Consider the following 15,321-nt stretch of genomic DNA (forward strand, 5'->3'; position numbering starts at 1 on the left):
CGAGAACAATAAGGAGAGCGGAATGAACGAGGGCAGAATAATCCAGTCGCACCTGTTACCTTACGCGTTCGCCCGCAATTTTTCAGTGCTGGCACAGTGGAGCGACGCTGCAAATGGCGGCGAAAATAGCGGTGATAACAGCGGTGATAACAGCGGTGATAACAGCGGTGCTAATGGTGTGGAATTATGGATCTCCGACGCCACCCAGCCAAGTGCGATTGCCGAAGTCAGTCGCCGCTTCGGCCGCGTCCGCTTTCGTACCATGTCGCGCGATGCGCTGGATGCCGCGATTGTGAAAGCCTATGCCGGATCGGGTGGTGATGCTGCACAAGTGGTAGACGAATTTGAAACCGATCTGGACCTCACACGACTGATGCAAGACATGCCCGCCATCGAGGATCTGCTTGAATCATCCGATGATGCGCCGGTGATCCGCATGATTAATGCATTGCTGACCCAAGCGTTGCGAGAGGGCGCATCTGATATTCACATCGAGCCATTCGAGCAGATTTCGGTGGTGCGTTTTCGTATCGATGGTAGTCTGCGTGACGTGGTCCGACCCAAAAAAGCCGTGCATGCTTCGCTGATTTCCCGGATCAAGATCATGGCGCAACTGGATATCGCGGAGAAGAGATTGCCCCAGGACGGCCGTATCACCTTGCGGGTCGGCGGAAAACCCGTCGACGTGCGGGTGTCGACCTTGCCCACCGGTCATGGCGAAAGGGTGGTACTGCGTTTATTGGATAAGGAGGCTGGTCGGCTCGATCTGCATCATCTCGGCATGAGCGACGCTGTGTTGCCTCAATTTGATCGCCTGATCGCCCAGCCGCACGGAATTGTACTCGTTACCGGGCCGACGGGTTCCGGAAAAACCACGACTTTGTACGCCGCGTTAGCGCGTCTCAATACCAGCAGTACGAATATTCTGACGGTGGAAGATCCTATCGAATATGAGCTTGCCGGGGTTGGACAGACGCAGGTGAATGCGCGCATCGACATGAGCTTTGCCAAAGCGCTGCGGGCAATTTTGCGACAAGATCCGGACATCATCATGATCGGCGAAATACGCGATCTGGAAACCGCACAGATTGCGATTCAGGCTTCCCTGACCGGGCATCTGGTATTGGCAACCTTGCATACCAATGATTCGGCCGCCGCCGTTACCCGTTTGCTGGATATGGGGATAGAACCCTTTTTGTTATCGTCTTCATTACTGGGCGTGGTGGCGCAGCGGCTGCTCAGAAAGCTATGCACGCATTGTCGCCGTCAGCATGAAATGTTATGGCACGCGGTCGGTTGCGAACACTGCGGCCATACTGGCTATCGCGGGCGCGTGGGGATCTACGAGTTATTGCCGACCACCGATGAAATTCAGTCGTTGATTCATCAGCGCGCTTCCGAAGCCGAGATCCAGCGGGTCGCCCAACGAGACGGCATGCAGACCATGCGTCAGGACGGGGAACGATGGCTTAACGAGGGCATCACGACCCAAGCCGAGTTGTTGCGCGTAACCAAAGAATAAGGGAGGCAGAGTATGGCAGCATTTCGCTACGAAGCGGTGGATGCGGGCGGCAGCACAACCAAAGGCGTGGTTAGCGCCGACAGCGCAAAATTAGCGCGGGCCGAGCTGCGGGCGCAAGGGTTATTGCCTCTAAAGGTCGATTTGATTGCGCAGCAGGATGCCGCCGGGAAGGTTCACCGGCGTGGCTTTGGCGAACATTTAACGACGCTCGAGATTGCCTTGTTCACACGCCAGCTGGCGAGTCTGCTGGAAGCCAGTCTGCCGCTGGAACAAGCATTGACAGCATTGCTGGAGCAGGCCGAGCGCACCTATCAGCGTGATCTGATAGCCTCCGTTCGCTCGGCGGTGGTGGGTGGATCGTCATTGTCTGATGCGCTGGCAAGTCATCCGCGCGATTTTGCAGAAATTTATCGGGCGCTGGTGGCCTCCGGCGAACAGATCGGTCAGTTATCCCGCGTGCTAGCGCGGCTGGCGGATTACATTGAGCGGCGCAATGCGTTGCTGCAGAAGGTTAAGCTAGCATTTACCTATCCAGCGATTGTCACGGTGGTGGCCTTCGTTATCGTGATCTTTTTGCTGACCTATGTGGTACCGCAAATCGTCTCGGTGTTTGCCAACACCAAGCAAAAGTTACCATTATTAACCGTGCTAATGTTGGCGATTTCCGATTTTGTGAGGCATTACGGTTGGGTGGTGGTGCTGATATTAATTGCCCTGTTTTACGGTTGGCGTACCGCGCTGAAGAACCCGGCCACCAAGCTGCGTTGGCACGCGTGGTTGCTGCGTGCCCCGCTGTATGGAAAATTCGAGCGTAGTCTGAATACCGCCCGTTTTGCCAGTACGCTGGCGATTACGACCGGTTCCGGCGTCCCCATCCTGAAAGCCCTGCAAACCAGTCGGGATACGCTATCGAATGTCGCGATGCGACAACAGGTCGATACAGCCGCTACCAGTGTGCGAGAAGGAGTTGGGCTGGCGCGGGCGCTTGCGGCCCACAAGTACTTTCCGCCGATGTTGATACACATGATTCGGGCGGGGGAAGTCACCGGTGAGTTGCCCGCGATGCTGGACCGCGCCGCCAGTTCGCAGGAGCAGGATCTGGAGCGACGCGCAATGACCATCGCAGGCTTGCTGGAGCCGGCGCTGATTTTGGCGATGGGAGTAGTGGTGTTATTAATTGTGCTGGCGGTGCTGATGCCGATTATTGAAATCAACCAGCTAGTACACTGAATTAAATTCATTGCAACACGAACTTTGCAAAAACCTTTGCCGCAGCAAGGCGAAATGGACGGAAAAATAATGAAAATGTTCGGCAAACAGGGTAGACGGTTACCGGAACTCCTCAGCCTGTTTTTATTTATGCTGCTGTGCGCCTGCGTTGCATATTGGGTGATGCAACTAGACAAGCCGACAAGTCGTGCGGTCGTCGCGCTGCCGCAGACGGAAAATACACAGGTCGATTTAACGACGGCGTCCGGCTTGTTTGGTGGTCGGGGCACCGTTACGGTTGCCAGCAATTATCAGTTAAAGGGAATCTTGGTGGCCAACAATGCCGACGACAGCGTAGCCATTATTAGCGCCGACGGTCAGCCCTCACGTGCGGTCAGGGAAGGCAAAGAATATCTACCCGGTACCAGCCTCAAAGAAGTGCATCCGACCTATGTGATGCTCTCCGAAGGAGGGGTATTAAAACGGGTAACCTTGCCAGAAAATCTGCCGCCAAGGCTGGCGCCATCGACTGGATTTCCAATAGTGACGCCAGCGCAGGCCCCCGCTATATCTTTTGCATCCGCAGCGATTCGTCAGGATACGCCGGTAGCAGCCCCGACTGCTCCTGGTCTCCCGGTTAAATGACGAAATACCTCCGACGTTGTTTTCAACATCATGTTTTCCTGATGCGCTAAACTAATGCCTTACTCATTTGTAAATTGTGCCGATGAACACCCGCTTTCTTGAAACCTTCGTCTGGCTGGCAAAATTGAAAAATTTCCGGCTGACAGCCGAAAAACTGCACACCACTCAGGCTGCAGTATCCAGCCGCATCGCCACCCTGGAGCAGGATTTCGGACTGCGCCTGTTCGATCGCGGCGCGCGCGAAGTTGCCCTGACTACCGATGGCAGCAAGGCGCTGGTGCATGCCGAGCGCATTGTCAAGTTGATGCGTGAAATGAAGGAAGACATGTCGGTGCGCGATAACTACTCTGGCGTGATAAGAATCGGCGTCATCGAATCGATTGTGCATAGCTGGTTCCCGGATTTGATTGGACGTATACATAAACTGTTTCCGCAACTTGAGATCGAAATTGCCAGTGACACAACTATTCACCTCGGCGAACAGTTCAGCAAGGGCGACCTTGATCTGGTTTTGCTGGCGGAGCCTGTCATCGCACCTAATGTGCGCAATTTCAAGTTGTGCGAATTGCCCATGCGTTGGGTGGGGAGCAGCAAACTGGAGATCGGCAACGAAACCCTGAGTTTGTCCGATCTGGCCGCCTTCCCATTGGTGAGCTTTGCGCGCAACTCAGGCCCGCACAGCATCATCAAACAACTATTTTCCAATAGCGAACGTGGCTCTCTGCACATCAATTGCATTACTTCCGTCGCCACGATGATACGGTTGGTGAGCGATGGGTTCGGCGTCGCGGCGGTGCCACCTGCCATCATTCAGCGAGAACTTAACGATGGCAGCCTGCAATTGCTGCGGGTCGATGCGGATTTCCCCGCCTTGCTGCTGATGGCATCTTTTCGCAACGATCCGGAAAATGCGTTGACTGAAACCCTTGCCAGCATCGCGCAGGAAACGGCATCTGAATTCGCACTGAATTGGGGACCTGAAATCGCCAGATTGCCGTCCGATCCACTCGAATTGCCTTTTCCCCTTGCCTGAAAACAGAAGGCACCAGCATAAGGCATAATTGTGGGGAATGCCCTCAATTGTGACTTTTACGCTCTTTTTAGGCTCTTTTTAGGCTCTCCTCGTCGCAGACAACTCTCCCCATTTTTGCTCATAAGATTTTTCAATCGGCCGCGCTGACAATTTCTTGTTGGACAGCTGCCTGCGCGTTACGCATACTCAATTCATCCGGTAAGTGGCGCTGAACAGTACCCCTACCAGTGACGATGAACAAAGAAAACATCGCGCAATCCTTCCGCGTATCCGTTCCTTAACCGCCGCGAAGTAATTTCCTTTCCAGGTGACATCACATGCACAACGACCTCAAACTTCCGATTCATAACTTGGAAGATACCTACAAAAAAATTGCCTGGCGACTCATTCCTTTTCTGGTCTTTCTGTTCGTGCTGGCCTGGATAGACCGGGTTAATGTGGGCTTTGCCAAGTTACAAATGTTGCAGGACTTGCAATTCAGTGAGGCTATCTACGGGCTTGGTGCCGGTATCTTTTTTATCGGTTATTTCCTGTTCGAAGTACCAAGCAATTTGTTGCTGGAAAAAATCGGCGCCCGCAAGACGCTGGCGCGCATCACGATCCTCTGGGGGCTGACGTCGATGGCGATGGTTTATGTCAAGACTCCGGCCACGTTTTATGTGATCCGATTTTTTCTCGGCGTGTTCGAAGCGGGCTTCTTCCCCGGCGTAGTGCTGTACCTTACCTACTGGTTTCCGGCGGCCCGGCGCGCGCGCGTTAATGGCCTGTTTATGACCTCTTTTGCGATTGCTGGCGTTGTCGGCGGTCCGATTGCCGGTCTTATCATGAGCCGTATGGATGGCGTCGGTCATTTCGCCAATTGGCAGTGGTTGTTTTTGCTGGAAGGTATTCCGTCGGTCATTGCCGGTATTCTGGTACTGCTCTATCTGCCTGAAAAGCCAGTCAATGCAAAATGGTTAAGTCCGACCCAACAGCAAGCCGTGACCGATGCGTTGGCGGCGGAAAATCATGACAGCAAACATACCTCGTTACGTGACGCCTGCCGCAATCATCGGGTCTGGCTGTGCGCTGCGGTGTATTTTTGCGTAGTCAGCGGCAACGCCACGATAGCCTTCTGGTCACCGTCCATCATCAAGGAAATCGGCATCGTTGGCAATTTGCAGATCGGCTTGATCTCCGCGGTTCCGTTCCTCGCTGGGACCGTCGCCATGATATGGAACGGCATCCATTCCGACCGCAGCGGCGAACGCCACTTGCACTGTGCGCTGGCAACTCTGGTAGCCAGTATCGGCTTGATTTTGACCGGTTTCTTTATCGGCAATGCGATATTAGCGCTGTGTGCGCTGACGTTGGCCGCGGCCGGAATTCTGGCTGCTTTCCCGGTTTTCTGGTCGATTCCGGCCGCATTCCTCACTGGCACCGCTGCTGCTGGCGGTATTGCGCTGATTAACTCGATCGGCAATCTGGCGGGCTTCGTCGCTCCTTACCTTATCGGCTCGCTTAAAACCTCGACCGGAAGTGTGGCTTCTGGCTTGTACTTCGTCGCGGCGCTTGAATTAGGCGCAACGATATTGGTTTTGGTGTTCATCAAAAAAGCCCGTTAATTTTTACAACCATAACGGCCTGTCCGCACGGCCGTTCTTCTCTAAAGTTGAAACTATCATGCATCTATCCTTTCAGATCGACACCGAACAAGGTTCGCATCAACTCGATACCGATATCGATTCCCTGATCGTGGCCGGTTGGGCTGGACGCGATCACGCTGCCATCGAACATCACATCGAAGAGCTGGCCGCACTTGGCATCTCCCGCCCCAGCGCGGTTCCGCTGTATTACCGCATCGCCAGTAATCAACTGACGCAGGCGCGACAAGTTCAGGTGGTCGGCGCTGCATCCTCGGGCGAGGTAGAAACTTTTATTTTTGCCGCCGATGGCGAACACTATGTCAGCATCGCGTCCGACCACACTGATCGCAAACTGGAAGCGCATAGCGTAGCGCTATCGAAACAGCTATGCATTAAGCCAGTTGCCAACACCGCCTGGCGTCTGTCCGAAGTGGCAGACTACTGGGACGAACTGATCATCCGCTCCTACATCGGAGAAAACGGCGAACAGGTGCTGTATCAGGAAGGTCCTCTGGCATCGCTACGCACACCGCAAGACCTGATCGCCGGGTACACCAATGGCGCCGCAATGTTGCCTGCAGGCATCGGCATGACCTGCGGAACCGTTGGCGCAATTGGTGGTATTCGCCCGTCACAGTCATTTACAATGGAATTGTTCGACCCGCGCCGCCAACGCACGTTACGCCACCATTACGAAGTTGAAATATTGCCCGAGGTGGCGTAAAAAGAGACGCAAAAACAGACGCTGGATTCCACACCATTGACCGAGACCCTATGACCACGACGCCACCAACCTTGCAAATTTTATCTGAAGCACTACATCAGAATACCGTCACCTCGGCAGCGCTCACAGAGACCGCGCTGCAACGCGCAGCGGCGGAGTCTGGCGAAGGGTGTCGTGTCTTCACCGAAATCTATGCAACAGCGGCACGGGCAGCGGCGCAGGCATCAGACTTGTTGCGCGCCAGCGGCCAGACCCGTTCACCAATAGACGGTTTGCCGATCTCGGTCAAGGACCTGTTCGATGTCGCCGGTAGCGTGACGCGGGCTGGCTCGGTGGCGCTCAACGATGCGCCGCCAGCGCAGGTTAGCGCCCTGGTGGTGCAACGGTTGGCAGCAGCCGGTGCAGTCATCATCGGCCGCACCAATATGACCGAATTTGCCTATTCCGGCCTTGGCATCAATCCCCATTACGGCACACCGCGCAATCCCTGGGATCGCACCGTTGGTCGCATTCCGGGCGGCTCGTCATCCGGCGCAGCGGTATCGGTCAGCGACGGCATGGTAGTCGCCGGAATCGGCTCCGATACAGGCGGTTCCATTCGGATTCCCGCCGCATTGTGCGGGCTGACCGGCTTCAAGCCGACCGCAGACAGAGTATCGCTGCAAGGGGTTCTGCCGCTATCGATACAGCTGGATTCAATTGGCGCGATCAGCAACAGCGTTGCCTGTTGCGCAACGCTGGACGCGATTATGGCCGGCGAAAAGATTGTGCCGCTGACGCCTTTTGCGTTACGCGGCTTGCGTCTGGCAGTTCCGACAACGCTGGTGCTGGATGGCATGGATAGCGACGTGGCAGCAGCGTTTGCCAACGCCCGGCGACGGCTGCAAAATGCGGGTGCTTTAATAGAAGAAATCGAGATTCCAGAGTTCGCCGCGCTGGCAGCAATCAACGCTAAAAGCGGATTTACCGGTGCCGAAGCTTACGCCTGGCATCGAAATCTGATCGCCGAGCGCGCTTCGGCTTACGACCCGCGGGTGATTTCGCGCATATTGCGTGGCAAGGAAATGAGCGCCGCCGATTTGATCGACCTGTTTGCGGCACGTAAACAGTGGATTGCGGCGGTAGAGCAAAAAATTTCCGGGTACGATGCGTTGCTGATGCCCACGGTTCCCATTGTGGCACCGATCATCACCGAGCTGGAAGCCAGCGATGAAGCCTACTACAAAGCCAATGGCCTGATTTTGCGTAATCCCTCTGTCATTAATTTTCTGGACGGTTGTGCACTTTCGTTGCCTTGTCATGCCAAAGGCGAAGCACCGGTAGGATTGATGCTAGCCGCTGCCGGCGGCAATGACCGCAAGATTCTGGAAATTGGACTTGCGGTGGAAGCGTTGTTGGCGCTTTCCTGAAGCAGATTCAAATACTATAGATAAAATGCCGGGTCAAGTAATTGACCCGGCGTTTTTGTTTTGGTGCAGGGGGATTGCCAGCATTCAATGTGCACATCAACCCGCGGTAGGAGATGTTGCCATCCTTTGAGAGCAATCAGATAATTCAGGCTTTTCCTCAACATTTGTACCATAAGTCCGACACTACCTCTAAAGCTGGAGCGATAGCTCGATCGTCCCAGCGGGATGATCGAAGGTGCGGCCCATAGGCGTGCCGAGCGCATTTACACCGGGGTGGAAGTCTGATCAACGTCAACAAGTCGGGGCGATCATTTATTCATTGACGATGCGGCTTTAAAATAGTCTTGACCTTCCCAAGGGGGAACGATAATAATGCCGCTAGAAGCATTTTTGCGACTTTGAGGTAGAAACCTCGATATTTCACGAGAGAAAATGTTGCTGGAAAAAATGAAGTAAAAACTTGACAACATGAAGCTTTCGCGTCCATCCCGTTTATTAGTCGTCATCATCGCAATGGTCAGCATGCTATTTATGCAGCTTGCGGTGGCGGGATACTCTTGCCCGGGCTTGATGATCGGGCAGGCGAGAACGCCGGTATCGATGGAGGTGGATGAGGCGATGGTGGGTTGTCAGGGCATGGATACCATGCAGCCGATTTTGTGTCAGGCTAACGAGCAGGCAGGAAACCAATCTCTCGATAAGCCTGACATGCCGCAAGTTCAGCCTTTTGTACCCGCCGCAATGACGCTGGTAGTTCACGACATCGCGCGCATATACAACCCAAAAACTGCTCCGTTACTACCTCTTCTTTTAACGCGGACCACCGCGCCACCGCTATCCATCCGTCATTGCTGTTTCCTGATTTAACCCAACAGATCGCCTAGTCTGTCATCGTCGTGCTGCGTGCACGCCGGATGTTGTCTGTCGCTATCTGGAGGTTTCATGTTGTCCCTAATGGTATCACCGCCGATTGCGCGCTCCCGGGGGCGCAATGCGGTTGTTCATATTTTTCCAAAAATTATTCTCTCTGTACTCATCGGATCGCTCGCTGCTAACGCTTACGCGGTTGAGGCTCCTCTCACGATGGCTGAGGCGCAGCGCCGTGCCGTAGAGCATTCGCGTCGGTTAATAGCACAGGATTTCTCCATCGCGTCTGCGCGCGACATGGCGGTAGCCGCCAATCAGTTGCCTGATCCGGTATTGAAAGTCGGTATCGACAATCTGCCAGTCACTGGCCGTGATCGTGGCAGCCTCAACAGCGATTTCATGACCATGCGCCGCGTGGGCGTGATGCAGGAAATGACGCGTTCCGACAAACGCCAACTGCGTGCTGAGCGTTTTGAACTTGAGGCGCAAAAGACCATTGCCGAGAAGTGCGTGACCATATCAGCCATTGAGCGCGACACCGCTTTGGCGTGGCTGGACCGGTATTACGCGGACGCTATGGCCGCAGTTGTTGCCGAGCAGGGCGAACAAGCGAGGCTTGAAATTCAATCGGCTGAAGGAGCTTATCGCGCCGGTCGCGGTAGTCAAGCGGATGTTTTCTCCGCCCGCAGCGCACTGGCAACATTTGATGATCGCGCCAGTGAACTTCAACGCCGCGTGCGCAATGCCAATACCATGTTGACGCGCTGGATCGGACCTGTTGGCAACCTTTCTCTCGCTGCGAAACCTGCCACCGACATTATTCGACTGGACCCGGCGACGCTTGATAGCCAGCTTGGACATCATCCCCAAATAGCCGTCCTTACCAAGCAGGTGGAGGTTGCTGAAACCGAAGCTGAGCTGGCGAAGGCCAACGAAAAGGCCGACTGGAGCGTGGACCTCGCGTTCCAGCAACGTGGCGCGGCCTATTCCAACATGGTGTCGATTGGCGTTTCCATCCCGCTGCAATGGGATCGCAAAAATCGTCAGGATCGCGAACTGTCTTCCAAACTTGCGCTGGTCGAGCAAGCGAGGGATGAGCGGGAGGAAACGTTACGCGCACATATTGCCGAGACCCGCAGCATGATTGACGAATGGCAAAACGATCGCGAAAGATATGGCCGTTACGAACGTGAACTGATTCCGCTTGCCAATCAACGCACAGGCGCGGCAATCACCGCTTACCGGGGCGGCAAAGCCAGTCTGGTAGACGTGCTGGCGGCGCGCCGCAACGATATCGATGTTCGACTTCAGGCATTGCAACTGGCAACCGATACTGACCGCCTGTGGGCACAACTTAATTTTCTGTTTCCGACTGATGATGTGATGGCGCATACAGGAATGGGCAAGGACACTAAATGAAGAACCAAAAACTCCTTCTCGCCACCGCTGTTGTCATCATCCTTGGTGCAACCGGATACGGTATCTATTCTGCTGGGGTGCATCAGGGTAGAACGACGGCAACCTCAATGGCGGATGCTGCGGCAACCCCAACTAACGCTCCGGCCGCCAACGAAACCGCAAAAAAAGTGCTGTATTGGCACGACCCGATGGTGCCCGCTCAAAAGTTCGATAAGCCGGGCAAATCACCATTCATGGATATGCAGCTGGAGCCGGTCTATGCTGAGGATGGTGGCGACGATGGTAAGGTCAACATCAGCGCACGCGTGCAGCAAAATCTGGGTATCCGCACCGCCGAAGTCACCCGCGGTAATCTGACATCGGCGCTGGTGGCCGTGGGCAGCGTTGCCTACAATGAGCGCGATGTCGCATTAGTGCAGGCGCGCAGCACTGGTTACGTCGAACGGCTGTTTGTCCGCGCACAACTTGATCCGGTCCACAAAGGACAAGCGCTGGCGCAGTTGTATGTGCCGGAATGGGTAGCTGCGCAGGAAGAGTACCTGTCGGTGAAGCACATGCAGGGAAATGGATTGGACGATCTGCTCGGCGGTGCGCTTCAACGGATGCGGCTGGTAGGAATGACAGACGACCAGATTCACTTGGTGCAGTTGAGCGGAAAAGTACAAGCGCGCCTGACCATTATCGCTCCAATCAGCGGCGTCGTTTCAGAGCTTGCGGTGCGGGAAGGGATGACCGTAATGGCCGGTGCACCGATGTTCAAAATCAATGGACTCGGCAGCATCTGGGTCAATGCCGATATACCGGAGAGCCTGTCTGCGCAGGTACGACCGGGGAATGTGGTCGAAGCGCGTACGCCCGCGCTACAAGGCGTGGTGTTCAAAGGTAAAGTCAGCGCGATTTTGCCTGACGTGAATCCGGCCACCCGCACACTGAAGGCGCGCATTGAACTTGCCAATCCCTCCGGCCAACTGGTGCCGGGCATGTTCGCAACCGTCAATTTCTCTTCAGCCGCACGGAATAACATTGTCCTGATACCCACTGAAGCAGTGATACAAACCGGCACTCGCAGCGTCGTGATGGTGGCACAAGGGGATGGTAAATTTCTTCCGGTCGAGGTTCAGATCGGGAGCGAGACCAACGGCCAGACGGAAATCCGCAAAGGCCTGGAAGTCGGGCAAAAGGTCGTCGTCTCCGGGCAGTTTCTGATTGATTCCGAAGCCAGCCTGACGAGCACAGAAACACGCATGAGTGACATTGATGCGGAGGCCACTGCCAAAATAAATAAGCCAGGCTCAAGTGTGGAAAGCGCACCAATGCATCGCGGTGAAGGCAAGGTCGAAAGTATTAACACGGAAGAAATCACGATTTCGCACGGTCCGATTCCGACCCTTCAATGGGGGCCGATGACGATGGAATTTAAGCTCCCCAGCAGCGGCTTGCCCCATAACATTGTGGTCGGCGGCAACGTCGCGTTCGAGATTCGGCCGATCAATGACGGCCTATTTCAGATCAGCTCAATTAGCCCGCTAAGCCTGAATAATGCGGCGCAGAAGAAGCCGATGGGAGCCGGACCATGATCGCCAGACTGATCCGTTGGTCCATCGTCAACCGCTTCCTGGTGCTGCTGGCGATGCTGATGGTGACAGCCTGGGGTATCTGGTCGCTGGCGCGCACGCCGCTTGATGCGATACCTGACTTGTCAGACGTACAAGTTATTATCCGGACGAGTTATCCAGGCCAGGCACCTCAGATTGTCGAGAACCAGGTCACGTATCCCTTAACCACCACCATGCTCTCGGTACCAGGCACCAAGACGGTGCGAGGGTATTCGTTTTTTGGCGATTCGTTTGTCTACGTCCTGTTTGAGGATGGCACCGATCCCTATTGGGCGCGCTCGCGCGTATTGGAATATCTGAGTCAGGTACAGTCACGTCTGCCGCCGCAGGCCAAAGCTGTGCTCGGACCGGACGCGACCGGCGTCGGTTGGATTTATGAATATGCGCTGGTTGATCGCAGCGGTAAGACCGATCTGTCGCAGTTGCGTTCCCTGCAAGATTGGTTTTTAAAGTACGAATTGAAAACAGTACCGAATGTATCCGAAGTCGCCAGCATCGGCGGCATGGTACGGCAGTACCAGATTGTGCTCGATCCAGAGAAGATGCGCGCCTACAACATCCCGCAGGCCAGGATTATCGATGCGGTACAGAAAGCCAATCAGGAAACTGGCGGTTCGGTGCTGGAACTGGGTGAAGCCGACTACATGGTGCGGGCATCCGGTTATCTGAAATCGCTGGATGATTTTCGCAAGATTCCGTTGATGACGACCGATGCGGGTGTCTCGGTGCGATTGGGCGACGTGGCGCGGATACAGGTTGGGCCGGAAATGCGGCGGGGGATTGCCGAACTGAACGGCGAAGGTGAAGTCGCGGGTGGCGTGATCATCATGCGTTCCGGCAAAAACGCGCTGGAAACCATCGCTGCGGTGAAAGCTAAACTAGAAAAATTGAAGGCCAGCCTGCCCCCAGGGGTCGAGTTCGTCCCGACCTATGACCGCTCCAGCCTGATTAAGCGTGCAGTTACCAATTTGAAAGACAAACTGATCGAGGAATTTATTGTCGTCGCCATCATCTGCGCAATCTTTCTGTTTCATCTGCGCTCGGCACTGGTCGCCATTATCACGTTGCCGATTGGCATATTGATCGCTTTTATTATCATGTATTATCAGGGCGTAAACGCAAACATTATGTCGCTGGGCGGTATCGCTATCGCGGTCGGTGCCATGGTTGATGCCGCAGTAGTGATGATCGAGAATGCCCACAAGCATATCGAGGCCTGGAATCACGCGCATCCCGGTGAAAAGCTCAAAGGCAATGCGCACTGGCACGTCATCGGTGACGCAGCGGTCGAGGTCGGTCCGGCATTGTTCTTCTCGCTCCTGATCATCGTGCTGTCTTTCATTCCTGTGTTCACGCTGGAAGCACAGGAAGGACGGTTATTTTCTCCGCTGGCTTTTACTAAGACGTATGCCATGGCTGCCGCTGCCGGTCTGGCAGTGACCCTCATTCCTGTCTTGATGGGCTATCTGATTCGCGGGCGCATTCCGGATGAACAAAAAAATCCGCTCAATCGCTTTCTAATTGCACTGTACCGCCCCTTGCTGGATATCGTCTTGCGGTTTCCGAAGCTGACCATGCTGGCAGCCACGTTGGTGGCAATCTTATCCATCTGGCCGATGACTCGCCTCGGTGGCGAATTCATGCCGCCGTTAGATGAAGGCGACGTCTTGTACATGCCTTCAGCATTACCGGGTTTGTCGGCTGGCAAGGTGTCGCAGCTATTGCAGCAAACCGATCGGTTGATTAAAACCGTACCCGAGGTGCAAAGCGTTTTCGGTAAGGCAGGGCGGGCTGAGAGCGCCACCGATCCGGCACCGCTGGAAATGTTCGAAACCATGATCCAATTCAAGCCGCACGATCAGTGGCGACCGGGCATGACACCGGAAAAACTGATTCAGGAACTGGACCGCGTGGTCAAAGTCCCTGGGCTATCCAACATCTGGGTGCCCCCGATTCGTAACCGGATCGACATGCTGGCGACCGGTATTAAAAGTCCGGTCGGAATCAAGGTTGCGGGTGCCAGCTTGCAGGAAATTGACCGCATAACGGACGCCATCGAACGCGCCGTAAAGCACGTTCCCGGCGTGTCTTCAGCGCTGGCCGAGCGCTTGAATGGTGGCCGATATATTGATGTGGACATCGACCGCGACGCTGCTGCCCGCTATGGCATGAATATCTCCGATGTACAAAGTGTTGTTTCGGCGGCGATCGGCGGCGACAACATCGGCGAAACGGTTGAGGGTTTGCAACGCTTCCCGATCAATGTTCGTTATCCACGCGAGGTGCGTGACTCTGTCGAGAAACTGCGCCAGCTACCGGTGCTGACGGAGCGCGGCGCCCAAATCCAATTAGGCGACGTCGCAGCGATCCGCATCAACGACGGGCCGCCTATGCTAAAAAGTGAGAACGCGCGCCTGTCGGGCTGGGTCTATGTCGATATTCGTGACCGCGACCTCAGCTCCACCGTTCACGACATGCAGCAAGCTGTCGTGCAAGGAGTCACATTACCGGCTGGCTACTCGATCACATGGTCGGGGCAGTTTGAATATCTGGAACGTGCCACGGCCAAACTAAAAATCGTGGTGCCAGCGACGTTAATGATTATCTTCGTACTGCTTTATCTCACCTTCAAACGGTTGGATGAAGCCGCCTTGATTATGTGCACGCTACCGTTCGCGCTCGCGGGAGGTATCTGGCTGCTGTGGGTACTCGGTTATCACCTGTCGGTGGCTGGTGGCGTTGGCTTCATCGCATTGGCGGGCGTTTCGGCTGAGTTTGGCGTAATTATGTTGCTTTATTTAAAGCAGGCCTGGGAGCAGCGCCTGGCGACCGGCAAAGATAGCGAAGGCGATCTGCTTGATGCGATACGCGAAGGTGCGGTGTTACGGGTCCGTCCGAAGGCGATGACGGTAGCGGTCATCATTGCTGGACTGGTTCCCATCATGTTCGGCACGGGAACCGGATCGGAAGTCATGCAGCGGATCGCCGCGCCGATGGTGGGTGGCATGATAACTGCACCGCTGCTATCGATGTTTGTCGTCCCTGCGGTCTATCTGCTGTTGCGTCGGCGTCAACTGCGGCGTAGTCGATTGGCCGCTAGCGTGGTTATCGCCAGTACATCGTCAAGGGCCGAAGTGTAGGACTTCAGTAGTATTTTTATAGACGTTATTGAGCGATCCGGCAATACCGTAATTGCACATGAAACAGCAGACGCACAACATCTTTGTGAACTTTTTTCAACAGGATGATGGG

11 protein-coding genes are annotated in these 15,321 nt (G+C 55.0%); all 11 read left to right on the plus strand.

The genetic code is table 11. The features are described 5' to 3' along the window. The first annotated feature begins 22 nt into the window (after nucleotides 1-22). Nucleotides 23-1,522 carry a type II secretion system ATPase GspE gene (gspE, locus tag JQN73_RS16040; protein ID WP_205319838.1) on the plus strand — a complete coding sequence of 500 codons (1,500 nt, stop codon included), beginning with the start codon at nucleotides 23-25 and terminating at the stop codon, nucleotides 1,520-1,522. A gap of 12 nt (nucleotides 1,523-1,534) precedes the next feature. Then, entirely contained in the window at nucleotides 1,535-2,752 is a 1,218-nt protein-coding gene (gene gspF, locus JQN73_RS16045) for a type II secretion system inner membrane protein GspF (RefSeq protein WP_205319839.1), read from the plus strand. A 69-nt stretch (nucleotides 2,753-2,821) separates the two neighbouring features. Then, on the plus strand, nucleotides 2,822-3,376 hold the full coding sequence (locus JQN73_RS16050) for a type II secretion system protein N (protein WP_205319840.1): 555 nt from the start codon (nucleotides 2,822-2,824) through the stop codon (nucleotides 3,374-3,376). An 82-nt stretch (nucleotides 3,377-3,458) separates the two neighbouring features. Next, nucleotides 3,459-4,409, plus strand: coding sequence for a LysR family transcriptional regulator (locus tag JQN73_RS16055; RefSeq protein ID WP_205319841.1), 951 nt, complete (start codon nucleotides 3,459-3,461; stop codon nucleotides 4,407-4,409). A 317-nt stretch (nucleotides 4,410-4,726) separates the two neighbouring features. Next, nucleotides 4,727-6,013: an MFS transporter gene (locus JQN73_RS16060; RefSeq protein ID WP_205319842.1), complete on the plus strand. Its 1,287-nt coding sequence runs from the start codon at nucleotides 4,727-4,729 to the stop codon at nucleotides 6,011-6,013. 58 nt (nucleotides 6,014-6,071) lie between these two features. Further along, on the plus strand, nucleotides 6,072-6,758 hold the full coding sequence (locus tag JQN73_RS16065) for a DUF2848 domain-containing protein (protein ID WP_205319843.1): 687 nt from the start codon (nucleotides 6,072-6,074) through the stop codon (nucleotides 6,756-6,758). 50 nt (nucleotides 6,759-6,808) lie between these two features. Continuing rightward, entirely contained in the window at nucleotides 6,809-8,167 is a 1,359-nt protein-coding gene (locus JQN73_RS16070) for an amidase (RefSeq protein ID WP_205319844.1), read from the plus strand. Between the two features lie 468 nt (nucleotides 8,168-8,635). Continuing rightward, nucleotides 8,636-9,034 (plus strand): hypothetical protein, encoded by a 399-nt coding sequence (locus tag JQN73_RS16075; RefSeq protein WP_205319845.1) that lies wholly within the window; start codon nucleotides 8,636-8,638, stop codon nucleotides 9,032-9,034. A 75-nt stretch (nucleotides 9,035-9,109) separates the two neighbouring features. Next, entirely contained in the window at nucleotides 9,110-10,453 is a 1,344-nt protein-coding gene (locus JQN73_RS16085) for a TolC family protein (protein ID WP_240162295.1), read from the plus strand. Beyond that, nucleotides 10,450-12,030 (plus strand): efflux RND transporter periplasmic adaptor subunit, encoded by a 1,581-nt coding sequence (locus tag JQN73_RS16090; RefSeq protein WP_205319848.1) that lies wholly within the window; start codon nucleotides 10,450-10,452, stop codon nucleotides 12,028-12,030. The genes JQN73_RS16085 and JQN73_RS16090 overlap by 4 nt, the downstream gene beginning before the upstream one ends. Then, entirely contained in the window at nucleotides 12,027-15,209 is a 3,183-nt protein-coding gene (locus tag JQN73_RS16095) for an efflux RND transporter permease subunit (protein ID WP_205319849.1), read from the plus strand. Before JQN73_RS16090 ends, JQN73_RS16095 begins: the two co-directional genes overlap by 4 nt. Nucleotides 15,210-15,321: the final 112 nt, after the last annotated feature.

Origin of the sequence: Glaciimonas sp. PAMC28666, from assembly GCF_016917355.1 — a bacterium.
Classification (GTDB): domain Bacteria; phylum Pseudomonadota; class Gammaproteobacteria; order Burkholderiales; family Burkholderiaceae_D; genus Glaciimonas.

Bases quoted from the DNA above. Each gene is read 5' to 3' on its own strand.
- JQN73_RS16090 (WP_205319848.1), top strand. From the start codon at position 10,450: ATGAAGAACCAAAAACTCCTTCTCGCCACCGCTGTTGTCATCATCCTT.
- JQN73_RS16070 (WP_205319844.1), top strand. From the start codon at position 6,809: ATGACCACGACGCCACCAACCTTGCAAATTTTATCTGAAGCACTACAT.
- JQN73_RS16060 (WP_205319842.1), top strand. From the start codon at position 4,727: ATGCACAACGACCTCAAACTTCCGATTCATAACTTGGAAGATACCTAC.
- JQN73_RS16075 (WP_205319845.1), top strand. From the start codon at position 8,636: ATGAAGCTTTCGCGTCCATCCCGTTTATTAGTCGTCATCATCGCAATG.
- JQN73_RS16065 (WP_205319843.1), top strand. From the start codon at position 6,072: ATGCATCTATCCTTTCAGATCGACACCGAACAAGGTTCGCATCAACTC.
- JQN73_RS16050 (WP_205319840.1), top strand. From the start codon at position 2,822: ATGAAAATGTTCGGCAAACAGGGTAGACGGTTACCGGAACTCCTCAGC.
- JQN73_RS16085 (WP_240162295.1), top strand. From the start codon at position 9,110: ATGTTGTCCCTAATGGTATCACCGCCGATTGCGCGCTCCCGGGGGCGC.
- gspF (WP_205319839.1), top strand. From the start codon at position 1,535: ATGGCAGCATTTCGCTACGAAGCGGTGGATGCGGGCGGCAGCACAACC.
- JQN73_RS16095 (WP_205319849.1), top strand. From the start codon at position 12,027: ATGATCGCCAGACTGATCCGTTGGTCCATCGTCAACCGCTTCCTGGTG.
- JQN73_RS16055 (WP_205319841.1), top strand. From the start codon at position 3,459: ATGAACACCCGCTTTCTTGAAACCTTCGTCTGGCTGGCAAAATTGAAA.
- gspE (WP_205319838.1), top strand. From the start codon at position 23: ATGAACGAGGGCAGAATAATCCAGTCGCACCTGTTACCTTACGCGTTC.